26 protein-coding genes and 1 riboswitch are annotated in these 24,229 nt (G+C 72.4%); of the genes, 13 read left to right on the forward strand and 13 right to left on the reverse strand.

Annotated features, from left to right (window positions below; translation table 11 throughout):
- Positions 1–20: 20 nt before the first annotated feature.
- Both E4P38_RS16240 and E4P38_RS16245 read right to left on the reverse strand, forming a co-directional pair.
- Positions 21–1,097: a homoserine O-acetyltransferase gene (locus E4P38_RS16240; protein ID WP_135132989.1), complete on the reverse strand. Its 1,077-nt coding sequence runs from the start codon at positions 1,095–1,097 to the stop codon at positions 21–23.
- 17 nt (positions 1,098–1,114) lie between these two features.
- A complete protein-coding gene (locus E4P38_RS16245; RefSeq protein ID WP_135132990.1) occupies positions 1,115–2,407 on the reverse strand; it encodes a bifunctional o-acetylhomoserine/o-acetylserine sulfhydrylase in 1,293 nt (430 codons plus the stop codon).
- A 43-nt stretch (positions 2,408–2,450) separates the two neighbouring features.
- Positions 2,451–2,566, reverse strand: a riboswitch (SAM riboswitch).
- 83 nt (positions 2,567–2,649) lie between these two features.
- Here E4P38_RS16245 and E4P38_RS16250 point away from each other — a divergent pair.
- The 5 genes from E4P38_RS16250 (at position 2,650) to E4P38_RS16270 (ending at position 6,085) form a co-directional block, all read left to right on the forward strand.
- A complete protein-coding gene (locus E4P38_RS16250) occupies positions 2,650–3,678 on the forward strand; it encodes a zinc-binding dehydrogenase (RefSeq protein WP_135132991.1) in 1,029 nt (342 codons plus the stop codon).
- 74 nt (positions 3,679–3,752) lie between these two features.
- The gene (locus tag E4P38_RS16255) at positions 3,753–4,100 is read left to right on the forward strand and encodes a metalloregulator ArsR/SmtB family transcription factor (RefSeq protein WP_135132992.1); all 348 of its coding nucleotides are present in this window, start codon (positions 3,753–3,755) and stop codon (positions 4,098–4,100) included.
- A complete protein-coding gene (locus tag E4P38_RS16260) occupies positions 4,097–4,531 on the forward strand; it encodes an SRPBCC domain-containing protein (protein ID WP_167760594.1) in 435 nt (144 codons plus the stop codon). Before E4P38_RS16255 ends, E4P38_RS16260 begins: the two co-directional genes overlap by 4 nt.
- 16 nt (positions 4,532–4,547) lie before the next feature.
- The gene (locus E4P38_RS16265) at positions 4,548–5,144 is read left to right on the forward strand and encodes a maleylpyruvate isomerase family mycothiol-dependent enzyme (protein ID WP_135132994.1); all 597 of its coding nucleotides are present in this window, start codon (positions 4,548–4,550) and stop codon (positions 5,142–5,144) included.
- A gap of 71 nt (positions 5,145–5,215) precedes the next feature.
- A complete protein-coding gene (locus E4P38_RS16270) occupies positions 5,216–6,085 on the forward strand; it encodes an alpha/beta hydrolase (RefSeq protein WP_135132995.1) in 870 nt (289 codons plus the stop codon).
- 24 nt (positions 6,086–6,109) lie between these two features.
- Here E4P38_RS16270 and E4P38_RS16275 read toward each other — a convergent pair whose 3' ends face one another.
- From E4P38_RS16275 to E4P38_RS16295, 5 genes are all read right to left on the reverse strand, one after another.
- Complete coding sequence (locus tag E4P38_RS16275; protein ID WP_135132996.1) at positions 6,110–6,553, reverse strand: hypothetical protein; 444 nt, start codon at positions 6,551–6,553, stop codon at positions 6,110–6,112.
- Positions 6,550–7,443 (reverse strand): mechanosensitive ion channel family protein, encoded by an 894-nt coding sequence (locus E4P38_RS16280; RefSeq protein WP_135132997.1) that lies wholly within the window; start codon positions 7,441–7,443, stop codon positions 6,550–6,552. Before E4P38_RS16280 ends, E4P38_RS16275 begins: the two co-directional genes overlap by 4 nt.
- 82 nt (positions 7,444–7,525) lie before the next feature.
- Positions 7,526–8,317, reverse strand: a complete 792-nt coding sequence (locus tag E4P38_RS16285) for a thioesterase family protein (RefSeq protein ID WP_135132998.1) — start codon at positions 8,315–8,317, stop codon at positions 7,526–7,528.
- A gap of 31 nt (positions 8,318–8,348) precedes the next feature.
- Positions 8,349–8,816: a nitroreductase/quinone reductase family protein gene (locus tag E4P38_RS16290; RefSeq protein ID WP_135132999.1), complete on the reverse strand. Its 468-nt coding sequence runs from the start codon at positions 8,814–8,816 to the stop codon at positions 8,349–8,351.
- Positions 8,813–9,262, reverse strand: a complete 450-nt coding sequence (locus tag E4P38_RS16295) for a nuclear transport factor 2 family protein (RefSeq protein WP_135133000.1) — start codon at positions 9,260–9,262, stop codon at positions 8,813–8,815. Before E4P38_RS16295 ends, E4P38_RS16290 begins: the two co-directional genes overlap by 4 nt.
- 46 nt (positions 9,263–9,308) lie before the next feature.
- On the opposite strand from E4P38_RS16295, the gene E4P38_RS16300 reads away from it, so the two are divergent.
- Positions 9,309–9,974, forward strand: a complete 666-nt coding sequence (locus E4P38_RS16300) for a TetR/AcrR family transcriptional regulator (protein WP_167760595.1) — start codon at positions 9,309–9,311, stop codon at positions 9,972–9,974.
- On the opposite strand, the gene E4P38_RS16305 is transcribed toward E4P38_RS16300, so the two are convergent.
- Positions 9,957–10,340: a hypothetical protein gene (locus tag E4P38_RS16305; protein ID WP_135133002.1), complete on the reverse strand. Its 384-nt coding sequence runs from the start codon at positions 10,338–10,340 to the stop codon at positions 9,957–9,959. The genes E4P38_RS16300 and E4P38_RS16305 overlap by 18 nt on opposite strands.
- 27 nt (positions 10,341–10,367) lie before the next feature.
- Positions 10,368–10,937 (reverse strand): DUF5655 domain-containing protein, encoded by a 570-nt coding sequence (locus tag E4P38_RS16310; RefSeq protein WP_209309145.1) that lies wholly within the window; start codon positions 10,935–10,937, stop codon positions 10,368–10,370.
- A 271-nt stretch (positions 10,938–11,208) separates the two neighbouring features.
- On the opposite strand from E4P38_RS16310, the gene E4P38_RS22975 reads away from it, so the two are divergent.
- Both E4P38_RS22975 and E4P38_RS16320 read left to right on the forward strand, forming a co-directional pair.
- Positions 11,209–11,562: an STAS domain-containing protein gene (locus E4P38_RS22975; protein ID WP_167760596.1), complete on the forward strand. Its 354-nt coding sequence runs from the start codon at positions 11,209–11,211 to the stop codon at positions 11,560–11,562.
- A gap of 60 nt (positions 11,563–11,622) precedes the next feature.
- On the forward strand, positions 11,623–12,153 hold the full coding sequence (locus tag E4P38_RS16320; protein WP_135133075.1) for an Lrp/AsnC family transcriptional regulator: 531 nt from the start codon (positions 11,623–11,625) through the stop codon (positions 12,151–12,153).
- Between the two features lie 12 nt (positions 12,154–12,165).
- Here the strand turns inward: E4P38_RS16320 and E4P38_RS16325 are convergent, their stop codons facing one another.
- Entirely contained in the window at positions 12,166–14,058 is a 1,893-nt protein-coding gene (locus E4P38_RS16325; RefSeq protein ID WP_135133004.1) for a primary-amine oxidase, read from the reverse strand.
- Complete coding sequence (locus tag E4P38_RS16330) at positions 14,055–15,089, reverse strand: agmatinase family protein (protein WP_135133005.1); 1,035 nt, start codon at positions 15,087–15,089, stop codon at positions 14,055–14,057. Before E4P38_RS16330 ends, E4P38_RS16325 begins: the two co-directional genes overlap by 4 nt.
- Before the next feature lie 255 nt (positions 15,090–15,344).
- Between E4P38_RS16330 and E4P38_RS16335 the strand changes: the two genes are divergently transcribed.
- On the forward strand, positions 15,345–16,790 hold the full coding sequence (locus E4P38_RS16335; RefSeq protein ID WP_135133006.1) for a gamma-aminobutyraldehyde dehydrogenase: 1,446 nt from the start codon (positions 15,345–15,347) through the stop codon (positions 16,788–16,790).
- Positions 16,791–16,801: 11 nt separating this feature from the next.
- Positions 16,802–18,160, forward strand: coding sequence for a 4-aminobutyrate--2-oxoglutarate transaminase (gabT, locus tag E4P38_RS16340; protein WP_135133007.1), 1,359 nt, complete (start codon positions 16,802–16,804; stop codon positions 18,158–18,160).
- On the opposite strand, the gene E4P38_RS16345 is transcribed toward gabT, so the two are convergent.
- On the reverse strand, positions 18,161–19,369 hold the full coding sequence (locus tag E4P38_RS16345; protein ID WP_135133008.1) for a saccharopine dehydrogenase C-terminal domain-containing protein: 1,209 nt from the start codon (positions 19,367–19,369) through the stop codon (positions 18,161–18,163).
- Between the two features lie 92 nt (positions 19,370–19,461).
- Here E4P38_RS16345 and E4P38_RS16350 point away from each other — a divergent pair, with 92 nt between their 5' ends.
- On the forward strand, positions 19,462–20,967 hold the full coding sequence (locus E4P38_RS16350) for an APC family permease (RefSeq protein WP_135133009.1): 1,506 nt from the start codon (positions 19,462–19,464) through the stop codon (positions 20,965–20,967).
- Complete coding sequence (locus tag E4P38_RS16355; RefSeq protein WP_135133010.1) at positions 20,964–21,377, forward strand: universal stress protein; 414 nt, start codon at positions 20,964–20,966, stop codon at positions 21,375–21,377. The genes E4P38_RS16350 and E4P38_RS16355 overlap by 4 nt, the downstream gene beginning before the upstream one ends.
- 322 nt (positions 21,378–21,699) lie before the next feature.
- On the opposite strand, the gene E4P38_RS16360 is transcribed toward E4P38_RS16355, so the two are convergent.
- Positions 21,700–23,091 (reverse strand): aspartate aminotransferase family protein, encoded by a 1,392-nt coding sequence (locus E4P38_RS16360; protein WP_135133011.1) that lies wholly within the window; start codon positions 23,089–23,091, stop codon positions 21,700–21,702.
- A gap of 145 nt (positions 23,092–23,236) precedes the next feature.
- Here E4P38_RS16360 and E4P38_RS16365 point away from each other — a divergent pair, with 145 nt between their 5' ends.
- Complete coding sequence (locus E4P38_RS16365) at positions 23,237–24,226, forward strand: EamA family transporter (RefSeq protein ID WP_135133012.1); 990 nt, start codon at positions 23,237–23,239, stop codon at positions 24,224–24,226.
- Positions 24,227–24,229 lie beyond the last annotated feature (3 nt).

The following is a 24,229-nucleotide window of genomic DNA, read 5'->3' on the forward strand; positions in this document are numbered from 1 at the left end:
GGACGCTACTGACTCGACGGTCAGGGGGTGAGCAGGCCGTGGAGGAGGGCGCCGACCGCGTCCACCTCGATCAGGAATCCGTCGTGCCCGTACGGGGAGGCGATCACCTGCAGCGGGACGCCGAGTGCATCGGCGACCTGCTGCTGGAGCTCCAGCGGATAGAGCCGGTCGCTGTCCACCCCGGCCACCAACGCCCGCGCCGTCACCCGGGACAGGGCCGCGGCCACCCCGCCGCGGCCGCGGCCGACGTCCCAGCTGTTCATCGTCTCGGTGAGCAGCACGTAGCTGCCGGCGTCGAACCGGCGGGCGAGCTTGTCGGCGTGGTGGTCCAGGTAGGACGCAACGGCGAAGCGGCCGTCGTCCTGTACCTCCGAGCCGAACCGCTCGCCGAGCTCGTAGGCGCTGCGGTAGGTGAGGTGCGCGATCCGGCGGGCGATGCCCAGCCCGTCCACCGGAGGGTCGGTGCGCGGGTAGCCGCCGCCCGCCCAGCGGGGGTCGGCCCGGATCGCCGCCTGCTGCGTGGTCTGGGTGCCGATCTGGTCGGCGGTCGCCACCGCCCCGGACGCCAGGAAGAACAGCGAGGCGACGCGGTCGGGCATCGCCACCGCCCACTCCAGCGCGCGCATGCCACCCATGGAGCCGCCGACGACGCAGGCCCATCGGCCGATTCCGAGGGCGTCGGCCAGCGCCGCCTCCACGCGGACCTGGTCGCCGACGGTCACCTCGGGGAAGCGGGCACCCCAGGGGCCGTCGTCCGGGGCGCGGGACGACGGCCCCGTCGTCCCCTGGCAGCCGCCCAGCACGTTCGCGCAGACGACGAAGAAGCGGTCGGTGTCCAGCGCCCGGCCCGGGCCGATGAGCCCGTCCCACCAGCCGCCGGTGGCGTGCCCGGGCCCGGGCGGCCCCACGACGTGGCTGTCGCCGGTCAGCGCGTGCTCGACGAGGACGGCGTTCCCGCCGTCCTCGTCGGGCGTTCCCCACGTCTCGTAGGCGACCCGCACACCCGGGAGGACCCCGCCGCGCTCCGGGCGGAAGGGCCCGGGCAGGTCGAGGAACCGGCGGTTCCCCGCCGGGTCCCCCTCGACCCACCCGCCCATCTCAGGCTGCCCTGCGACTAGGACGACTTGGCGGCGCGGAATCCCGCCTCGAGGTCGGCGATGATGTCCTCGATGCCCTCCAGGCCGACGGCCAGGCGCACCAGGCCGGGCGTGACGCCGGTGGTCGCCTGCTCCTCGGGGGTCAGCTGGGAGTGCGTGGTCGAGGCCGGGTGGATGACGAGGCTGCGGACGTCGCCGATGTTCGCCACGTGGCTGTGCAGCTCCAGGGCCTCGACGAACTTCTTGCCGGCCTCGACGCCGCCGTGCAGCTCGAACGTCAGTACCGCGCCGCCGCCCTTCGGTGCGTACTTCTGCTGGGCCGCGTGCCAGGTGGACGAGGGCAGGCCCGGGTAGTTGACCGAGTCGACCTCGTCGTGGCCCTGCAGGAACTCCGCCACCTTCACGGTGTTCGACACGTGCCGCTCCATGCGCAGCGACAGCGTCTCGATGCCCTGGACGACGAGGAACGCGTTGAACGGGGAGATCGCCGGGCCGAGGTCGCGCAGCAGCTGCACGCGGGCCTTCAGCGCGTAGGCGGGCGCGCCGAGGTCCTTGTAGACCACGCCGTTGTACGTCGGATCGGGGGTGGTGAAGCCGGGGAACTTTCCGCTGCCCCAGTCGAACCTGCCGCCGTCGACGATGAGGCCGGCGATCACCGTGCCGTGGCCGCCGAGGTACTTGGTCGCCGAGTGGACGACGACGTCGGCGCCGAACTCGAACGGCCGGATCAGGTACGGCGTCGCGACGGTGTTGTCGACGATCAGCGGCACCCCGTTGCGGTGCGCGACCGCGGCCACGGCCTCGATGTCGAGGATGTCGCCCTTCGGGTTGCCGATGGTCTCCCCGAAGAACGCCTTGGTGTTGTCCTGCACCAGGGACTGCCAGTTCTCCGGGTCGTCGGCGTTCTCGACGAAGGAGACCGTGACGCCCAGCTTGGGCAGCGAGTGGTGCAGCAGGTTGTACGTGCCGCCGTACAGCGAGGCCGATGCGACGACGTGGTCGCCGGTCTCGGCGACATTGAGGATGGCCAGGGTCGTGGCCGACTGTCCGCTGGACACCGCCAGCGCCGCGACGCCGCCCTCCAGGGACGCCACACGTTGCTCGAGCGCGTCCTGCGTCGGGTTCATGATCCGCGTGTAGATGTTGCCCATCTCGGCCAGCGCGAACAGGTCGGCGGCGTGCTGGGTGTCGCGGAACTGGTACGCGGTGGTCGCGTAGATCGGCAGGGCCCGGGCCCCGGTGGTCGGGTCGGGGCTGGTGCCGGCGTGGATCTGCCGGGTCTCGAAGCTCCAGCTCTGGGGATCGCTCATGCGCCGCCTACCTCTCGCTCGGGAGGGCCCGCGGCGCGCGAGAACTCCGTCCTTGCCGGGCGACGGGCGTCGTCCAGCCGGCTCTTCCCCTGGAGCACCTCAGACGGAGTAGAGGTTGCCGGGCAGCCAGCCAGGTGCTTTGCGCTGCCTCTCAGGAGCCACTGCTGATCCTAGGACGACGCTGTCCCACGTGAAACACCCGTCCCACTGGGTGGACTCTGCCCGTGGGGCAGGCTGGGGGCGTGCGCGCGCTGGTCTTCGACTCCTTCGGTGGTCCGCTCGAGATCCGGGACGTGCCCGCTCCCGAGCCGCCGCCGGGAGGGGTCGTCGTCCGGGTGGGGGGGAGCGGGATCTGCCGCAGCGACTGGCACGCCTGGCAGGGCCACGATCCCGACGTCGTCCTGCCGCACGTGCCCGGCCACGAGCTGGCCGGCGCCGTCGCCGCGGTCGGCACCGGAGTGCGCAACTGGTCGGTCGGCGATCGGGTGACCGTCCCGTTCGTGAATGCCTGCGGCACGTGCGCCCAGTGCGCTTCCGGCGAGCAGCAGGTGTGCGCCAGGCAGACGCAGCCCGGCTTCACGCACTGGGGCTCGCTCGCCGAGTTCGTGGCCCTGGACGCCGCGGACGTCAATCTCGTCGGCGTCCCCGAGGAGCTCGACCTGTCCACCGCCGCCGCGCTCGGCTGCCGGTACGCGACGGCTTTCCGCGCGGTCGTGCAGGTGGCAAGGGTGCGGGCCGGCGAGTGGGTGGCGGTGCACGGCTGCGGCGGAGTCGGGCTGTCCGCCGTGCAGATCGCCGCCGCGGCCGGCGCCCGCGTGATCGCCGTCGACGTGGCGCCGGGGGCGCTCGCCCTCGCCCGGCAGCTGGGGGCCGAGCACGCCCTGGACGGCGGCACCGACGTGCCCGCGGCGGTGGCCGAGCTGACCGGTGGGGGAGCCCACGTCTCGCTGGACGCGCTCGGTGCCGCCGTCACCTGCATCAACTCGATCCGCAGCCTCCGCCCGCGCGGCCGGCACGTGCAGGTGGGGCTGCTGCCGCCGGCGCAGGGCCGCCCCGAGGTGCCGATGGAGCGCGTGATCGGCCTGGAGCTGCAGGTGCTCGGCAGCCACGGCATGGCGGCGCACGCCTATCCGGAGCTGCTTGGCCTGATCGCTGCCGGGCGACTGGACCCGCGGCCGCTGATCACCCGCCGGCTCTCCCTCGATGACGCCGCCGCTGCGCTCGCGGAGGTCGGCCGCCGGCCCGGCATCGCCGTCGTCACGTCGTTCTGAGGAATGCCTGCAGACGCTGCTCCGTGTCAGTCATCCAGTAGACGCTTGATAAAGCATCTGCTTGAATAACCGCCATGGAGATCACCGTCGACGACCAGCGGCTCGACGCCATGTTCGCCGCGCTCGCCGACCGCACCCGGCGCGACATCGTGGCCCGGCTCAGCGAGGGCGAGGCGACGGTGAAGGAACTGGCGGCGCCGTACGCCATGACCATGCAGGCCGTCTCGCAGCACATCCGGGTGCTCGAGCGGTGCGGCCTGATCAGCCGCGGCCGGCACCGGCAGAGCCGACCGTGCCGGCTGGAACCGCGGGCGCTGGAGACCGCCGTGTCGTGGATGGAGGAGAGCCGGCGCGCGTGGGCGGAGCGGATGGACCGGCTGGAGTCCCACCTCGCCCGTCTGCAGGACGGCGGGGAACAGTGAGCGCCGACCAGCTGGTCTACCGGAAGGTCTTCCGAGCGCCGCGCGAGCTGCTGTGGCGGTGTCTCACCGAGCCCGCGGAGCTCGCGCAGTTCTGGGGCCCGCGCGGGATGACCACCCCGCTCGACGGCATCGTCGTCGAGCTGCGCAGCGGTGGCCGGTTCGAGACCCTGATGCTCGGCGAGCACGGCAGCCACCAGATGCTCGCCACCTTCACCGAGGTCGTCCCGCCCGAACGGCTCGCCTGGGTCGAACCGGCCAGCGGTGTGCACACGACCAGCACCCTCACCGACCTCGGCAACGGCAGCACCGAGGTCGTCATCGAGCAGCGCCACGTGCCCGAGCCGATGCGCTCGCCGGAAGCCCGCGCGGGCTTCCTCACCTCCCTCGACAAGCTCGAGGAGCACCTTGCCCACCTGACCGAGCCCATCTGACCCGAGAGGACCAACCGTGACCGACCTCCAGTCCTGGGTGGCGCCGACGTTCCACGGCCTCGCCGACCTGCTCGCCTCCGCGCCTGCCGAGACGTGGGACGCCCCGTCGCTCTGCGAGAAGTGGCAGGTCCGCCACGTGGTCGCGCACGTGACGATGCCGGCGCGGCTGACGCCCGAGCAGTTCGGCGCCGAGATGGCGGCGGCCGGCGGCGACTTCGGCCTGCTCTCCAACAGCGTGGCCGCCCGCGACGCTTCCCTGCCGGTCGCCGACCACCTGGACGCGCTTCGCTCGCCGCTGCTGCACCGGTGGCAGCCGCCGGGCGGCGGCGCGGCCGGTGCGCTCAGCCATGCCGTCATCCATTCCCTCGACGTGACGGTCGCGCTCGACCGGCCGGCGGTTGCGCCGGTCGAGGCCGTGGTCGCCGTCCTCGACCAGCTCACCGCCGCGAACGGCGCGTGGTTCGGGGTCGACCTGACAGGCGTCCGGCTCGAGGCGGCCGACATCGACTGGAACTGGGGAAGCGGCGAAGTCGTGGGCGCCGACAGTGGCGCCCTGGTGGCGCTCCTGAGTGGCCGCGCCCTGCCTGACGGCCGCGCGCTGCCCCGCGCCTGACTCGCCTTGCGATGACTTCCGGCCGCTGAGCTGGTCTGCACCTCCGTCCCCCGTCCACCCAAGGAGCCCTCATGGACACGCAGAGCGTCACCCGCCACCACCTCGACGTGCCCGGCGGCCGCGTCTACTACGAGGTGCGTGGGTCGGGTCCGCTCCTCCTGGTGGTCGGGCAGCCGATGACCAGCGGTCCCTTCGCGCCGCTGGCCGACCTGCTCGCCGAGGACCACACCGTGGTGACCTACGACCCGCACGGGGTGGGCGAGAGCACGATGGACGACCCGTCGCAGGACGTGACGCCGGAGGTCGAGGCGGACGACCTGGCCGCGATCATCGACGCGGTGGGCGGTGCCCCCGCGGACGTGTTCGGCAGCAGTGGTGGCGCCGTCGCCGGACTGGCCCTGGTCGTCCGGCACCCGGAGAAGGTCGGCACGCTGATCGCCCACGAGCCACCCGTGGCCGAGTTGCTGCCCGACGCCGCTCACATCCGCGCCGCGGTCGACCAGGTCGAGGACGCCTACCGGGCACACGGTGCCGGGGCGGGCTGGGGTGGGTTCATCGACCTCGTGATGCACGACGGCCCGATGACCGACGCCGGACCGGCGCCTGTCCAGTGGCCACCCGCGGGCGGGAGCGGCGACGAGGGGCCGGCGCCCGAGCCGTCAGCTAAGCGGCAGGCCGACGACGAGACCTTCTTCCTGCGGATGCTGAAGCCGTTCACCCGCTACCAGCCGCCGGTCGACGCCCTCCGGTCCGCCGGCCCGCGCATCGTCGTCGCGGTGGGCGAGAACTCCGGCGAGGAGATCGCGGGTCGCTCCGCCGAGGCGCTGGCCGAACGCCTGGGCAGCCTGCTCGTCCGCTTCCCCGGCGACCACGGTGGCTTCATGGCCGACCCGGCGGGGTTCGCGGCCGCGATCCGGCAGGTGTCAGCCGGGTCCCGGTGACCGGCCTTCGGTCCGGGCTTCCGGTCAGCCCGCTGGTGAACTGGTCGTCGGGATCGGCAGCGTCGGGCTGGGCGTCGTCGCCGGCGTGCTCGGGAGGCTGCTCCCCGTCGTCCCCTCCGGCGTCGTCGTCTCGAGGGGTCCCGTGGTCGTCGACTCCGGCGTGGTCGTCGGCAGTTCCTCGGTCGACCCGGGTGCGGTCGTCGTCGTCGTCGTCGTCGCCGTCGGCTCCGGTGCGGGTGCCGTCGTGGACGCAGGCGCCTGGACGCCGGTGCCGGTCGTCGCCGTCCCCGTCGTCTCCGGGCGGATGTTGAGGTAGAGCGTCCCGATCGCCAGGAAGAGGACGGCCAGGACGACGGTCGACGTCCGCGCGCGGCCGAGGTGTGCGGGGATCCGGGACCAGCGCGACGGGGCCGGGGCGGTGCTGACCGTGGGGGTGACCGCCGGCTGCTCCTGCGGAGGCTCGCTCACCGGTCCCCCTCCCGTGCGAGATCCTGGGTCGCCGGGTTCTCCACCGGCGGCGGTGGCGGCACGCTCAGCCCCTGGTCGCGGAACGCCAGGACGACGCGGGCGCGCAGGTCACGGCCCACCTCGAACTGCTTGCCGGGCAGCGTGCGGGCGACCATCCGCACGTTGACCTGGTCCAGGTCGAGGCTCTCCACACCCATCACGCTGGGCGGGTCGAGCAGCAGTCGGCGCAGGCCGGGGTCCCGGAAGGCCTCGCGGCCCACCTCGCGCAGGATCTCGTTCACCCGGTTCACGTCCACGCTGGTCGGGATCGGGACGTCGACGACGGCACGGGCCCAGTCGCGGGAGAGGTTCACGACCTTCGCGATCGCCCCGTTGGGCACCGTGATGACCTCGCCGTTCGGCGAGCGCATCCGGGTCACGCGCAGGGTGACGTCCTCGACGGTGCCGGTCGCCGGCTCGCCCGCCCCGGTGACGGTGATCGAGACGACGTCGCCGAAGCCGTACTGCCGCTCGGTGATGATGAAGAAGCCGGCCAGCACGTCGCCGACGATCCGCTGCGCGCCGAAGCCGAGCCCGACGCCGAGGACGGTGGCGGGCGCGACCAGCCCGGTGACCGGCACGCCCAGCCGCTCGAGGACGAAGAACACCGAGATCGAATAGATGAGCACGATCGCCGCCCAGGTGAGTACCTGGGTCAGGGAGTGCCGGTGCTTGGCGGCCTCGGACCGCACGAGGACGTCGCCCCCGGTGGAGCGGTTGTCGATCCGGTCGGTGATCCGGCCTCCGACCCAGCCCACGAACCGGGCCAGCAGGATCGACCCGATGATGATCAGGACGACCTCGAGGCCGCGCCCGGACAGCCAGTCGCGCAGTTCGGCCAGGGGACTCATCGCGGCGCCGTCCGCGGGCTCGGTCGGTTCGTCATTGCTGCCACCTTGGCCGGTCGGGAGGGCCGCTGCCAAATCCCGCTGATCAGCGGGGCTCCACGAACAGCGACTGGGTGGACCGTCCGATCGCCCCCGCCTCGTCGAACAGGACGGCGTAGCACTGGGCGGCCCCGGCACCCCCCAGCACCGTCGTGGCGTCCATCCCCAGCCAGTCCCCCTGCGGCGGCCGGTGCAGGGCCACGCTGAGGTCGACGTTCGCGAACGTGGCGCTCTTCCAGTCGAGTGCCGCCGAGATGCCGCTGGCGGCGTCGGTCATCACCAGCAGGTGCTGCAGCGGTGTCATGGGCTCGCCGGCGACGAGCTCGCACTCCGGCCGCGTCCACGCCGAGGCCGGTCCGGGGGAGTTGAAGCTGCCGGTGGCGAACCGCCACTCGAGCGCGCGGTGGTAGGCGATGTCCTCGGTGAAGAACGCGGCGTCCTCCTGGCGGCTGTCCAGCGGTCCGGCGGCAGCGGGATGCGTATCGGGCTGCCGGTCGGCGGCACCGTCCGCCCGGGTGCGCATCCGCCAGGCGGCCAGCCGCATGAGCGGGCGCTCGTCGCCGGCGGTCAGGACGGCCTCCACCAGTTCGATCCGCCGGCCGGGGCGGACGACGGACGCGCTGATCCGGATCGGGCCGACCGGCACGGGCCCGAAGATGTCGTAGGCCATCCGCACCGTCTGCCCGCCGTCGATGGCGCTCGCCCGCTCGGCCTCGCGCAGCAGCAGGGCGGCTGGCGGTCCGGCGTGCTGCAGCCCCGGGTCCCAGGGGCCGATGGTCAGCGCGGTGGCCTCGTAGCCGCCGTCCGCCGGGAGATAGAGGGATGCGGGCAGCTCCATGCCCAGCAGTCTGTCGGGTCGGTCAGGAGGGTCAGGACGCCGGGCCGGTCTCCTCCAGCCGGACTGCCCGCCGGAGCATGCAGAGTTCGGCGTCGGTACCCGTCCAGCCCGGCGGCAGGCTGAGCCCGACGTGCCGGGCCCCCGAGGTCGTGATGGCGGTCCGGAGCACGGCTGCTGCCTCGGCCTGGTCGTCGACCAGCACTCCGGTCGCCGCCCACCGGCGGCCACGGGAGGCGACCCGGACCGCTGCGCCGCCGGTGAAGTTGAGCGCCCAGGGGGCGTCGGTGAGCGCGTACAGCGCGTCGCCGTGCCGGCGGGCGAGGACCGGGACCGACAGCCGGCGACCGCTGCGGCGGCCGGTGAACTCCAGGACGAGCAGGTCGCCGGTCCAGCGCCCCGCCGGGGAGCGGGCGATCGACCGGACGACGGGGTTGACCAGCCAGCGCATGAGTCCGCGCGGTGGCGTGGCGGATCGCGGTCCCGCGCTGGTGGAGGTCACGGCGCGCTCCCCACCGTGCGCTCGACCGCCGTGGCGACGGCGACGCTCTCGGCGTCCACCTCTTCCATGTAGAAGCGGCTCCACCGGATGGCGTCGTCTCCGGTGTCCGCCGCACCGGCGGACCCGATGCCGAGCACCGTGACACCGCGCATGCGCATGTGCGTCCCGTCGCCGCGGGTGCCCGACCAGTCCCACTCCGCCCAGAGCGTGGCCGGATCCCGGGGTGCGCTGGTGCCCCACCGGACGAGGACGGCGGCCAGATCGGGGACCGCGGCCAGGATGTGCGACCAGTTCTCGCGCACCTGCGCGCGCCCGCTGAAACCACGGGAGGGGTGCACGGGCGTCTCGTTGAGGTACTCGGGAACGAAGCAGGCGGCCACCGCGACCGGATCGTGGCCGTTGATGGCCCGGAAGAGGCTGCCGAGCGCAGCCGGGACGTCGTCCATGACGATTCTCTTTTCGATACAGCTATCTGTAATGGATACTGCGACGGTGGACCCCTCGCTTCCCCCCGTCAAGAGGCGCTACGACGGCGGCCGCAGGCGTGCCCGGGCCGGCGAGGCGCGACGGCGGGTCCTGGACGCGGCGCGTCGGCTCTTCCTGGAGCGCGGCTACGCCGCCACCACGGTCGCAGCCCTGGCCGCGGACGCCGGGGTGTCCGTCGAATCGGTCTACAAGGTCTTCGGCAGCAAGGCCCGGCTGGTGCTCGCCCTGTTCCACGACGCCGTCGCCGGGCACGGGTCGGAATCCGCCGAGCTGCGCGCGGACCGGCTGTCGACGGACGAGAGCGACCCGCGACGGCGACTCAGGGGCTTCGGGAACCTCGTCGCCGAGGTGACCCCCCGGGTGGCGCCGCTGATGCTCCTGGTCCGGGCCGCGGCCCAGACCGATGCCGAGCTCCGCGACATCTGGGAGCAGATGCTGTCCGAGCGTCTGGAGCGCACGGCCGGGCACGCTCGCGCGCTGGCCGACGGGGGACACCTGCGCCCCGGCGTCACCGTCGACGAGGCGCGCGACGTGCTGTGGCTCTACAACGCACCGGAGGTCTACGAACTCATGGTCATCCGGCGGCAGTGGTCCCCACGCCGCTTCGGGGACTGGGTAGGGAAGGCCTACGTCGCCGCCCTGCTGAGCGACGCATCAGGGTCCGCCGTCTGAGCCCCCCGAGCGGCGGGTCTCCCAGACCGCCGTCGCCGTCCAGGCCGCTGCGGCGACGGCGATCACCGACCACAGCCAGCGCAGGTCGGCATCCGTCGAGAGCAGCAGGAGGACGGCGACGACGAGGACCGCACCCGCCAGCGGAACCGTGTGGAAGAGCGTGCGCAGGGTGTCCGGGCCCGGGATCGCGATGAACACGACCGTGGCGACGACGAGCAGGAATCCGCACAGCGCCGCCAGGAACATCGAGGTCACGCCGTACTCGTCCGGCAGGGCGATCGCGCCGAGCCCGAAGGCGACGGTCCCGAGGGCGAGCCCGAGCAGGGTGCGGCGTCGGCGGTCGGACCACCGTGGCCTGCTGTCCACGCAGCCCAGTGTGCCTCGCGGGCCCGGTCAGCCGTTCTGGTCGTAGGCCGCCCGCAGGAGGGCCCGGACCTCGTCGTCGACGTCGGCCACGGAGAAGAGCTGGACGCGATGGGTGGCCGATCCGGGCGCGTTGGCGGGTTGCAGGCGGGCAGCCGCCGGGGGTTCGGGCAGCCGGAGGCCGAGGTCGACCCGGGTGGCCGTCGCGGCCGCCACGGCGGCGAACTGCCGACGGCGCACGAACGGCACGTACGTGCCCCGCCCCTCCAGGACGACGTCGTCGCCGAACCCCACGGCCGCCTCCCGCAGGGCGTCGAAGATCGGCCGCAGCGCAACCTTGGCGCCGGTGTACTGCGCGTCGACGTAGCCCTCCACGGTCGGGCGCACCCAGCCGGCGGCCCGTGCCGCGGCGTCGGCGATCGCCCATTGGCTGTTCTGCTTGACGCCGTGCACGTCCTTCAGCCACCGGCGGACGGCGTTCTGGTCGAGCGGATCGACGCCGGACTCCGCCACGAGCGCCACCCAGTCCTCCAGGGACCGGCCGGTGCGCTCGGCTATCGAGTCGGTGACGGCGCTCGTCATGTCGTCGGGAGTCGGCACGGGCAGACGGTATTCCCACCCGGGGTACGGCGACCGGGTGGTCACGCAGCGTCGCGGCCGGGCCACCACCGGCGTGTCGCCCCCGGCGCGCCGACGGTGTGGCGGCCACCACTACGGGTTCTGTCGGTGGCCCTGCGTAACGTTGGTCCCGACGGCGGTGCCGTCGGCAGGGCTGGGGGAGCAGGGCATGGTTCGGGCGCATGAGCGGGACGCCTCGCGACGGTTGGGGCGGGCCTCGGGTGGACGTCGTCCCTGGTGGGTGGGCCACCCCGTGCCCCGTCGTCCTGCCGCCGGGCTGGACTGGGAGTCGTCGGGCACGCGCGCGGTTGTGACGGTGCGCGGCGAGGTGGGCGCCCAGCTGGAGTCGTTCCTGGCCGGCCGTCCCCTGGCCGGCTGTCGGGAGCTGGACATCGACCTCGCCGGAGTTGCCTCGATCGGCTCGCTCGGGCTGTCCGCCTTGCTCGGTGTCCGGAGATGGGCTCTCCAGCGCGGCATCGCGCTGCGCCTTCGGGGCGTCCAGCCGTCGGTCTGGCGGGCGTTCGAGGTGACCGGGCTGGACCGTGCGTTCGCCCGCGGCGCCGAGGACCGCGGGCCGCAGCCGGTTCAGGAGCTGGCCCTCTTCTAGCCGCACCGAGCCGCCGGCCGAGCCGGCCGGCCCCGCTGGCTACGATCTCCGGTGGTCGAGATGGTCGTCGACGACGGATCCGGTGGGCGGGAGGTGGCGCGCGTGGCTATCCGGGGTGGCGGACTGGTACTCGACGACATCTCGCGGGCGATCATCGAGCAGCTGCAAGAAGACGGCCGGCGGCCCTACGCGCGGATCGCGGCCGCGGTCGGGCTCTCGGAGGCGGCCGTCCGTCAGCGGGTGCAGCGGTTGCTGGACGCAGGCGTCATGCAGATCGTCGCCGTCACCGACCCGCTCCAGGTCGGCTTCTCCCGGCAGGCGATGGTGGGCGTGCGCACCCTGGGGGACACGCGCACGGTCGCGGACGCGCTGGCCGAGTTCGACGAGGTCGACTACGTGGTGATCACCGCCGGCTCGATCGACCTCCTGGTCGAGGTCGTGTGCGAGGACGACGACCAGCTGCTGGACATCGTCAGCATGATCCGGGCGACCGAGGGCGTGGAGTCCACCGAGACCTTCCTGTACCTCGGCCTCCGCAAGCAGACCTACGCGTGGGGCACCCGCCCGCCCGGCAGCGCCCCGACGGACTGAGCCGGCCTGCTGTCAATGACAGCGTCCCGGGTTCGGGGGCACGTCGAGGGCGGGATTGCGGTCGAAGAACCCCCAGGGCTTCAGCGAGAAGGACACGGTGTCCACCGGCATGACCGGCCAGTCCTCGGGCCGCGGGATGTGGTGGATGCCGAAGACGTGCCACAGCACGATGTCGGTGTCGGCGATCGAGCGGTCGGCTGTCGTCCACTGCGGCAACCCGGCCGATCCGCGGCTCTGGTTGCAGAACTCTCCCGCCGGCCAGCGCTCCTCTTCCTTGTACGGCGTGACCCACAGGGTGTGGTCGATGACACCGGCCCGCGCCATGATCGGCGAGTTGCGGTCCACCAGCGCCGGGAACGACGCCGAGGCGACCAGCTTGTAACCGGTCGGCGTCCCCAGGCGGTTGAGCCGGGCCCGGTTGACCACCTTCCAGCCGCGCTGGCCGGCCCAGTCGTAGTCCTGCTTGCCGTCGGACTCGGTGAGCAGCGGGCGGCTGCGCTGCACCAGCGCCAGGCCGTAGGGGTTGGCGTCGGAGACGGGCACCGCCTCGCTCTCGGAGACCACGACGGTGTTCTCCGGCCCGTCGATCTCCATGTCCATGCGGGCGACGATGAAGTGCTGGTGGAACGGCGCGTACGTCTGGTCGTCCACCACGGTGCCCGTGGGCGGGGCCTCGCCGTCGAACGAGCTCGTGACCATGATCCCGGTGGCGCGGACCTCGCACTCGATGGTGCCGTCCTGGTAGAAGCGCCAGTAGATCAGGTACTCGTAGTTCGCCACCGTGGCGTGGAACGAGACGACCATCCGCCGGGACCGGCGCACCTCGGCTCCCGCCCTTTCGTCGACGTGCTTCCACAGGACGCCGTCGTCCTCCTCGTGCAGGCAGATGGCGTTCCCGATGGTGTACGGCTCGCCCCGGCTGTCGTGCAGGACGGCGTCGACATAGGCGATGTCGCCCAGGCAGTCGCAGCCCAGCTCCAGCGACGTGGTCATGAAGCCCAGGCCCCACTCCCCGATGTCGAACGCCGTCCGACGGTGGTGATCGGGGGACGGGTCCCGGTAGGGCACGACCATCTCGGCGAAGGACAGCCGGTGCGCGATGGGCCGGGTGGCGTCGCCGTCCCGGTAACCGACCCGGTGGATCACCAGGCCCTCGCGGTAGTTGAAGCCCAGCCGCATCGACCAGTTCTGCCAGCGCAGCTCGTTCCCGTCGAGGGCGAAGGACGGGCCCTCCGGCTGGAGAATCTCCAGCGCCTTGACGTCGCTGCGCTGGACCAGGCCGGGCACCAGATCCGGGCGGTACTCGCCCATGGGAGAGCCGCCGACCGGCGGTGCGTCGTCCTCGATGCGCAGCAGCTCCAGAGTGTTCATGTCCACCACGAAGTGCAGGCCGTCGACCGGGTTGGCGTACGGATTGCCCATCGGCGTCGACCGGCGCCAGACGTCGGTCCAGCCGACCCGGCGGTCCTGGAACTCCGCGGGGATCAGCGAGTGCCCGTAGGCCCACGTGTCGATCAGGACCAGGTCGAGCTCGGTGATGCCCCGCTTCGCGAGCGCGGCGATGACGTCGGGGTGGGCGATGAGTGCCTCGTGCGCCTCGTGCCACTCGTCCAGGGTCATGTTCGCCTGCTCCCCCGGGACGGCGTCCCAGGCGAGGACGGCATCGTCGGTGAGCGAGACCAGCGCCTTGTAGGTGGTTCCCTCGTCGCGGCTCCAGCAGGTCACCCGCGCCTCGCGGCGGACCGGGTCTCCGGGGGCGAAGGTGCGGACGAGGTCCTTGGCCGGCTCCCTGAGCTCGATCGAGGCGAAGCGCCAGCGCTCGTCGACGCCGCGGTCCCGGCGCAGGACGGCAGCCGCGGCCCGGAACTCGTCGGCGGTCAGCGGATCGAGCGGGTGGGCCGTCATGTCGGGTCCTCGGGTGTCGGGCGGTCGGCGAGCAGGGGCAGGGTCGGGTCCCAGGTGCTGCCGTGTCGGGCGTCCCGCCGGCGGCGGGCGATCGCGGACAGGGCCTCGAGGACGACGCGGTTGGCCAGGGCCGCGGTGATGTCGGCGTGGTCGTAGGGCGGGCTGACCTCGACGACGTCCATGCCGACCACCGGCAGCTCCAGGCAGATCCGGCGGACCGAGTCGAGCAACTCCCGCGCGGTCAGCCCGCCCGGCTCCGGGGTGCCGGTGCCGGGGGCATGGCCGGGGTCGCAGACGTCGATGTCCACGGACAGGAAGACGCCGTCGCACTCGTCGGTCGCGATCCCGAACGCCTCGGTCAGGCACGTGCCCAGCCCGCGCGAGCCGATCTCGGCCATCTCGTAGGACCGCATCCGCTGCTCGGCCATCCAGTCCAGCGTCGCCGGCGGCGGCCAGTAGCCGCGGAGACCGATCTGCAGGAACCGGTCGCCCCGCAGCGCCCCCGACTCGATCAGCCGGCGCATCGGCTGGCCGTGCCCCCACAGCGAGCCGAACTCGATATCGCCGGTGTCGGCGTGCGCGTCGAAGTGCAGCATCGACACCCGCCCGTGGCCCAGGACGTTCGCGACCCCCGTCGCGTCGGCGAACGCGATCGAGTGGTCGCCGCCGAGCACCACCGGGATCGCGCCGGACCGGGTCACCGCCTCGACCGCCTTCTCCAGCGCGGGCAGGGCCGTCTCGATGTCGCCGGAGTACATCTCGACGTCGCCGGCGTCGAGGACCCGCAGGTCACGGAGGCCGTCGGTGCGCAGCGCGAGGCTCGGACGTGTCCCGTCGTGGGGCAGGTAGTCGGCCATGCGGATGGCCTGCGGCCCGAACCGGGTGCCGGGACGGTGCGAGGTGCCCCCGTCGAACGGAGCGCCGAGGACGACGGCATCGGCACCGGCGAACGTGGTCGGGTCGGCGAGGTCGCATCGCTCGATACCGAGAAAGGTGATGTCGGGCCCGTACTGGGCGCCGTAGCGGGGCATGCAGTGCCGTCCTGTCGTGCCGAGGGATCGTGCGCGCACAGGATGCCGATGCCGGATCCAGCCCCCGAGCGTGTGCGTCAATGTCTCACGGGAGCGGGATGATGTGGGCGTCTCACGACGGAACGAGTCGCACAGGCCTAGAGTGACGACGGAAACAGTGGCCGACCGGGCGTCTTCCTGCACTCGTCGGAGACTGACGCCGACCCGTACGCCGGACCGGATCCGACGGTTCGCCACGCCGCACGAGGAGGACTCATGGGCGAGACGCTGGTGCTGCACAACATCGTCGGCGGCGAGCACGTGGACCCCGTCGACGGGCGGCAGGCTGACCTGGTGGACCCCTCGACCGGGAAGGTGTTCGGCTCCGCGCCGGTCTCCGGCGCCGAGGACGTCGACCGTGCCTACGCCGCGGCGGCCACGGCCTTCGAGACCTGGCGGGACGTGACGCCGGCCGAGCGGCAGCGAGCCCTGCTCCGCCTCGCCGACGCGGTCGAAGAGCACGCGGACGAGCTCGTGGCACTGGAGAGCCAGAACACCGGCAAGCCGCTGGGCCTCACCGCGAGTGAGGAGATCCCGCCGATGGTCGACCAGATCCGGTTCTTCGCCGGGGCGGCGCGCACGCTCGAGGGCAAGGCCGCGGCCGAATACCTGGCCGGTCACACCAGTTGGGTCCGGCGCGAGCCGATCGGCGTCGTCGGCCAGGTGACGCCCTGGAACTACCCGATGATGATGGCGGTCTGGAAGATCGCCCCGGCGCTCGCCGCGGGCAACACCGTGGTGCTCAAGCCGAGTGACACCACGCCCGTCACCACCCTCCGGCTGGCCGAGCTGGCCGCCGACATCTTTCCGCCGGGCGTGCTCAACGTGGTCTGCGGCGACCGGGACACCGGCCGCGCGCTCGTGGAGCACCCCACGCCTCAGCTGGTGGCCATCACCGGATCGGTGCGGGCCGGGATGGAGGTGGCCGAGGCAGCCTCCCGCGACGTCAAGCGGGTCCACCTCGAGCTCGGGGGCAAGGCGCCGGTGGTCGTGTTCGACGACGCCGACCTCGCGGCCGCCGCGGAGGCGATCGCCGTTGCCGGGTACTTCAACGCCGGACAGGACTGCACCGCAGCCACCCGCGTGCTGGCCGCTCCCGGGATCCACGACGACTTCGTGGCCGCGCTCACCGAGCAGGCGAAGGGCACCACGACGACCTACGCGAACGGGGCCGGCGACCCCGACGCGCTCGTGCCGCCGGTCAACAACGCGGCGCAGCTGGCCCACGTGACCGGTTTCCTCGACCGGGCCCCTGGCCACGCCGAGATCACCGCCGGCGGCTCCCGGCAGGGCGACCGCGGATTCTTCGTCGAGCCCACCGTCGTCGCGGGCCTGCGGCAGGACGACGAGATGGTGCAGCGGGAGATCTTCGGGCCGGTCATCACGGTGCAGCGCTTCACCGACGAGGACGAGGCCGTCCGCTGGGCGAACGGGGTCGAGCTCGGCCTGGCCTCCAGCGTCTGGACGAGGGACTTCGGCCGTGCCATGCGGATGAGCAAGCGGCTGGACTTCGGCTGCGTGTGGATCAACACCCACATCCCGCTCGTCGCCGAGATGCCGCACGGCGGGTTCAAGCACTCCGGCTACGGCAAGGACCTCTCCCTGTACGGGTTCGAGGACTACACCCGGGTCAAGCACGTCATGGCCAACATCGAGTCCTGAGGGAGACAGTGATGACCGGGGTGCTCAGCGGGGTGGATGCGCCGGCGCAGGAACGGCGGCTGGTCACGGAGATCCCCGGGCCACGCTCCCGCTCGCTGATGGAGCGCCGCGCCGCCGCAGTCTCCGCGGGGGTCGGCACGACGCTGCCGGTGTTCGTCGAGCGCGCGGGTGGCGGGGTGGTCGTCGACGTCGACGGGAACTCCCTGATCGACCTCGGCTCCGGTATCGCCGTGGTCAGCGTCGGCAACGCCGCGCCCCGGGTGGTCGACGCCGTCCGCGAGCAGGTGGCGGCCTTCACCCACACCTGCTTCATGGTCACGCCCTACGAGGGATACGTGGCCGTGTGCGAGGAGCTCGCCCGCCTCACCCCCGGGGACCACGCCAAGAAGTCGGCGCTGTTCAACTCGGGGTCGGAGGCGGTGGAGAACGCCGTGAAGGTCGCCCGGCTCGCCACCGGCCGGCAGGCGGTGGTCGTCTTCGACCACGCCTACCACGGCCGGACCAACCTCACGTTGGCGCTGACGGCGAAGAACATGCCCTACAAGCACCGCTTCGGGCCGTTCGCCCCCGAGATCTACCGCGTGCCGATGTCCTATCCCTTCCGCGACGAGCCGGGTATGACCGGCGCCCAGGCGGCCGCCCGGGCGCTGCAGCAGGTGGAGACGCAGGTCGGCGCCGGCAACGTGGCCGCCGTCCTGATCGAGCCGGTGCAGGGCGAGGGCGGGTTCGTCGTCCCCGCTCCGGGATTCCTCGCCGCCGTGGCCCAGTGGTGCACCGCAGCAGGTGCGGTGTTCATCGCCGACGAGATCCAGACCGGCTTCTGCCGCACCGGCGACTGGTTCGCCTGTGACGCCGAGGGCGTCGTCCCCGACCTGATCACCACGGCGAAGGGCATCGCCGGCGGGATGCCGCTGGCCGCGTTGACCGGCCGGGCCGAGCTGATGGACGCCGTCCACCCCGGCGGCCTCGGCGGCACCTACGGGGGCAACCCGGTCGCCTGCGCCGCGGCGCTGGCGACCATCGCGACGATGGAGGACCTCGACCTGTCCGCCGCGGCGCGGGCCATCGAGGCGACGATGCTGCCCCGGCTCCGGGCGCTGCAGGAGCGCACCGACGTGATCGGCGACGTCCGGGGGCGGGGCGCCATGCTCGCCGTCGAACTGGTCCGCCCCGGGACGGTGGAGCCCGACGCGGCGCTGACCGGCCGCATCGCGCGGGCCTGCCACGCCCAGGGAGTGATCGTCCTGACCGCCGGGACCTACGGGAACGTGCTGCGCTTCCTGCCCCCGCTGGTGATCGGCCAGAACCTCCTGACGGAGGCGCTCGATGTGCTCGACGCGGCATTCGCCGCGGAGGTCCCCCGACGCTGATCAGCCGCCTTCGCGCATCCCCCAGGGCGCGCCGTAGGCGGTGAGCAGCTCGAGGTAGGGGATCGCGTCGAACGCCTCGGGACCGAGCACGCCGCTGCCCTGCCAGGCTCCGGTCGCCAGCAGTTCCAGCGCGACGACCGGGTTGACCGCGGTCTGCCAGACGACGGCCTGCGCCCCGTACTCGCTCATCGACCAGGCGTTGTCCACCACCTGGTACAGGTAGACCTGCCGGGGCCGGCCGTCGGTGCCCGTTCCACTCACCCAGAGTCCCGCGCAGGTCTTGCCGCTCATCAGCTCGCCCAGTCCGGCCGGATCGGGCAGGGACGCGGCGACGACGTCACGCGGCGACACCTCGACATCGCCGACCCGGATCGGTGTCGTGGAGTCCAGGCCGGTCTTGTGCAGGGCCTTGAGGACGTCGATGAACTCGGTGCCCAGCCCGTACTTGAAGGTCACCCGCCGGGCCTCGACCCAGCGCGGCATGAGGATCACCTCTTCGTGCTCCACGTTGACGCACTCGACCGGGCCGATGCCCTCGGGGAACTCGAAGACCTCGGGCTCGCTGAACGGCTCCGTCGTGAACCAACCGCGCTCCCGCTCCCACACGACCGGCGGGTTCAGGCACTCCTCGATCGTCGTCCAGATGTTGAAGGACGGCGCGAAATCGTGGCCGCGCACCGTCAGGTTCGCGCCGTCGCGGACGCCGAGCTCGTCGATCTCGCTGAAGAGGTGGTCGGCCGCGTACCGGGCGAAGACGTCGGACAGGCCCGGTTCGACGCCGATCCCGACCAGCGCCAGCCGTCCGGCCGCCGCCCACTCGCCGGCGAGGGCGAACTGCTCGTCGCCGAGCTTGACCCCCGTCTCCTGGTACGGCCGCTCCGGATGCGGGTGCGACAGGGACATGGCCATGTCGAGGTAGTGGACGCCGGCGGCCAGCGCGGCCCGGAACAGCGGCATGACGAAGCGCGGATCGGTGGCGTTGAGCAGGACGTCGCAGCCGTGCTCGGCCAGGAGTGCACCGACCGCGGCCTCGTCGGACGCGTCGACCTGCGCCGCCACGAACCGCGGGTCGCCTGTGGCCGCGACCGCCTTCTCCGAGCGGACCGGGTCGTAGTCGGCCACGACGAGTCGGTCGACGAACGAGCGGCGCGCGGCGATCGCCGTGACCGCCCCGCCGACACCGCCGGCGCCGACCAGCAGAATGCGCATGGGTGTCACCCTACCGACGTGATTCGTCGCGTAACCAACTATTGACCAGCGAAAAGCTTGCCGTTCGCCCGAGTAGCTGCGATAACCGTCGCATGACAGCCGACCCAGCAGACCAGGTCGTCCGCCCGACCGAGGAGGCCACCCTCCGGCCGGGAGCCATCGGCTTCGTGGACGCACTGGTCATCGGGCTGGCCTCGACCTCGCCGGCCTACTCCCTGGCGGCGATCCTCGGCGCGCTCGTGGCCCTCACCGGAGTCAATGCACCGGGCGTGCTCCTGGCCTCCTTCGTGCCGATGCTGCTGATCGCGGCGGCGTTCGCGGCGCTCAACCGGGTCGACCCCGACTGCGGCACGACGTTCTCGTGGGTCACCCGGGCGATGGGGCCGTGGATCGGCTGGATCGGCGGCTGGGCCATCGCGATGACCGGCGTCCTGATCGTCGGCTCGCTGGCCAACGTCGGTGTCATCTTCACCCTGCGCACCGTCGGCCTCGACGGGCTGGCCGAGAACACGCCGGCCGTACTGGTGCTGACGGTCGCGCTCGTCCTGCTGATGACCTGGATCTGCGTGCTGGGGACGGAGCTGTCGGCGCGGCTGCAGAACGTGCTGATCCTCGCCCAGACCGTCGCCCTGCTCGTGTTCGGGGCGGTGGCGCTCGTCCGGGGCCTCTCCGGGGACAGTCCGCTGGGCGGCCTGACGCCGGAGTGGAACTGGCTGAACCCCTTCGGCGCCGGCGGGGCCGCCCTGAGCGGTGGGCTGCTGCTGGGGGTGTTCGCCTACTGGGGCTGGGAGTCGGCGGTCAACCTGACCGAGGAGACCCGGGACTCGACGTCGACGCCCGGGCGTGCGGCCATCGTCTCGACCTTCGTCCTGCTGGTCACCTACGTCGGCGTCGCGATCGCGGTCCTGGCCTTCGCCGGGACGGAGTACCTCTCGGACAACGCCGACGAGGAGGAGGCGATCTTCGCGCTGCTGTCCACCGAGGTCATGGGCGGCTGGGACTGGGTGGTGCTGCTGGCCGTGGCCACCGCGGCGATCGCCTCCACGCAGACCACGATTTTGCCGGCGTCCCGGACCGGCTTGTCGATGGCGCGCAGGCACGCGCTGCCCCGGCGGTTCGGGCACATCTCGCCGCGGTTCCGCACCCCCGACGTCTCCACCTGGTGGGTCGGCATCATCGCCAGCGTCTGGTTCGTCCTGGTCAGTCTGGTGAGCGAGAACGCGCTCTTCGACTCCATCACCGCGCTCTCGCTGCTCATCGCGTTCTACTACGCGCTGACCGGCATCGCCTGCGCGGTCTATCACCGTCGGCAGCTGACCCGCAGCGTGTCGTCGTTCCTCCTCATCGGCGTCGGCCCGGTCATCGGGTCACTCCTGCTCATCTGGCTGCTGGCGCTGAGCATCCGCGATCTGGCCAATCCCGAGAACAGCTACACGGGGCAGGCCTGGCTCGGCGTCGGGCCCCCGTTGGTGATCGGCCTCGGGATCTTCCTGCTCGGCCTGCTGGTCATGCTGTGGTGGAGGACCCGGGACGCGACCTTCTGGCAGGAGAAGCCGAGCGTGGCACCCGAGCCCACGGCCGTGGAGGAGAACCGGTGAGCATCGTCCTGGGCTACGACGAGTCGCCGGGTTCCCGTCGGGCGCTGGCGATGGCCGTCGACCTGGCCGCCCGGTTGGACGAGCCGCTCGTCCTGGTCTACGGGGCCGAGCCGCCCGGTGGCATGGGCGAGGAGTTCCGCGCGCACCAGCGGGCGCTGGCCGAGATCGGCCGGACGGCGGTCGAGCACGCGGTCGCCGAGGCCGACGCCGCCGGGGTACGGACCGTCGTCGAGGTTCTCGACGAAAAGCCCGCCCAGGCGCTCATCGACGCCGCGGACCGGCACGACGCGCGGGTCATCGTCGTCGGCACGAGTGGGGAGAGCCCACTCCGCGGCGCCCTCCTCGGCTCGGTGCCGCACAAGCTGCTGCAGCTGTCCGACCGGCCCGTGCTCTGCGTGCCGGCGGGGTAGAGCGCACCCGCGCCCCATTCGGGGCGCCGGAACGGGGCCTCAGCGCGCTCCATCCGGCCGAATCATCTGCAGCCGGGCGGCGTGGCCGGCTCGGATGTCGTGCCTGCAGCCGTCCGGTGAACCGGGCGCGGGCGGTCAGCGCCTCCCAGGGAGTCCAGCCGTCCGGACCGATCACCGAGGCGACGTCGAGGACCATCCGTCGAGCCTGGCGAGGCGCGGGCCCGCGGAAGGCGCCGCAGAGGATCTGTGGACGGCGCTCGGTGAAGGACACCCGGGCCCCGTTTCCGGGCCCAGAAGGGGGCGTGAGTGCGCTCTCCCAGGATCAGAGGCGGGACCAGGCCTCGGTCAGGACCCCGCGGAGGATCTGCTCCATCTCGTCGAACTCGAACTGGCCGCAGATCAACGGCGGCGCGAGCTGGATCACCGGATCGCCGCGGTCGTCGGCGCGGCAGTAGAGCCCGGCCTCGAACAACGCGCCGGACAGGAAGCCGCGCAGCAGCCGCTCGGACTCCGCCGCGTCGAAGGTCTCCTTCGTCGCCTTGTCCTTGACCAGTTCGATCCCGTAGAAGAAGCCGTCGCCGCGGACGTCGCCGACGATCGGCAGGTCCAGCAGCCGCTCCAGGGTGGACCGGAACGCGCCCTCGGTCTCCAGGACGTGGGAGTTGAGGCTCTCCTCCTCGAACAGGTCGAGGTTGGCGAGCGCGACGGCAGAGCTGACCGGGTGACCGCCGAAGGTGTAGCCGTGCGCGAAGCTCGCCGCGCCCTGCAGGAACGGCTCCATCACGCGGTCCGAGGCGATCATGGCGCCGATCGGGGAGTAGCCGGAGGTCATCCCCTTGGCGCAGGTGATCATGTCGGGCACGTAGCCGAACTTCTCGCAGGCGAAGGTCGTCCCGAGCCGGCCGAAGGCGCAGATGACCTCGTCGCTGACGAGCAGGACGTCGTGCCGGTCGCAGATCTCCCGCACGCGGTCGAAGTAGCCGGGCGGCGGGGGGAAGCACCCGCCCGCGTTCTGCACCGGCTCGAGGAAGACGGCGGCCACGGTGTCCGGGCCCTCGAACAGGATCTGCTGCTCGATCTGGTCGGCCGCCCACCGGCCGAAGGCCTTGGGGTCGTCGCCGAAGACCGACGCCCGGTAGATGTTCGTGTTGGGCACCCGGAACGTACCGGGGACCAGCGGCTCGAAGACCTCCTTGAGCGCCGGGATCCCGGTGATGGACAGCGCCCCCTGGGTGGTGCCGTGATAGGCGACCGCCCGGCTGATGACCTTGGTCTTCATCGGCTTGCCGACCAGCTTGAAGTACTGCTTCGCCGCCTTCCACGCCGTCTCCACGGCCTCTCCGCCGCCGGTCGTGAAGAAGACGCGGTTGAGGTCGCCCGGCGCCGCCGCCGCCAGCCGCTGGGAGAGCTCGATCGCGGCCGGGTGGGCGTAGGACCACAGCGGGAAGAAGGCCAGCTGCTCGGCCTGGCGCGCGGCGGCCTCGGCCAGCACGCGGCGCCCGTGCCCGACCTGAACGACGAACAGCCCGGCGAGGCCGTCGAGATAGCTCTTCCCGCGGTCGTCGAAGATGCGCGCGCCCTCGCCGCGGACGATCACCGGCGGGGGCGTCTCGCTGTAGGCGCCCATGCGGGAGAAGTGCAGCCAGAGGTTTCTGGCCGACTCCGCGCCGGCCGTCGGAGTGGGTGCGGTGACGTCCTGCTCGGTGGTGCTCATCTACGGATCCCGTCGTCCATCATGTACATCGGTGACCGAACAGTAGCGATTCGGGCTGTCGACTGACGAGACCGTGGGTCGGAGTGCAGGCCCGCAGGCGGGACGCGCGGCGCACGTCGTTCCTCCCCCTGTAGGTGTCTCGGCAATGGTTGAGGACTACGTTGCCGGTGTGCTCCGCGTCGCCCGGCCCCCTCTCGGCTATGCCCTGACGCTGGCCGGGGCCGGCCTCTTCGCCGTCAACGGCACGGTCTCCACGCTGGCGCTGGAGGCGGGCATCTCCGCGACCCGGCTCACCGCCCTGCGCTGCACCGGCGCGGCGGTGTGCCTGCTGGTCCTCCTCGCGGTCGTCGCCCCGCAGCGGCTGCGCGTCACCTGGCGCGAGGTCCCGTTCCTGGCGGTGTTCGGCGTCGTCGGCGTCGCGCTCACCCAGTTCCTCTACTACGTCGCCATCGGCCGGATGCCGGTCGGGATCGCGCTGGTCTTCGAGATGACCGCGCCCGTCTTCATCGCCCTCTACGTCTGGCTGGTGCGGCACGAGAAGGTGCGCAGCCGGCTCTGGCTCGCACTGCTGCTCTCGCTGTCCGGCCTGGTGCTGGTCGCCGAGATCTGGCAGGACGGCGGATCGCTGGACCCCATCGGCGTGGGCGCGGCGCTGATCGCGGCGCTGTGCCTCGCGACCTACTACCTGATGGGGGAGCGCGGCACCGTCACCCGCGACCCGGTGGCGCTCACCTGCTGGAGCTTCGTGGCGGCGGCGCTCTTCTGGGCCGCTGCCGCGCCGTGGTGGCTGTTCGACGCGGGGGTGCTCGGCGAGCGGGTGCCGGTGTCGGTGGGCTCGCTGCAGGTGCCGCTGTGGATGCTGGTGACCTGGATCGTCGTCCTGGGCGCGATCGTGCCGTTCTGGCTGTCGATCTCCGCGCTGCGGCACCTTCCCCCGACCGCGGCGGGCCTGGTCGCGACCATCGAGCCGGTGTTCGCCTCGATCGTGGCGTGGCTGTGGCTCGAGCAGGTGCTCACCGGGTGGCAGGTGGCCGGCGGGATCGTCGTCCTCACCGGGATCGTGCTGGCCCAGACCGCCCGTGCGACGCCGGTGCCGACGTCCCTCCCCGAGACGCCGGCGGCCCTGTCGAGCTGAGCC

The sequence above is a fragment of the Blastococcus sp. CT_GayMR16 genome (assembly GCF_004570875.1).
In the GTDB taxonomy this organism is placed as follows: Bacteria; Actinomycetota; Actinomycetes; order Mycobacteriales; family Geodermatophilaceae; genus Blastococcus_B.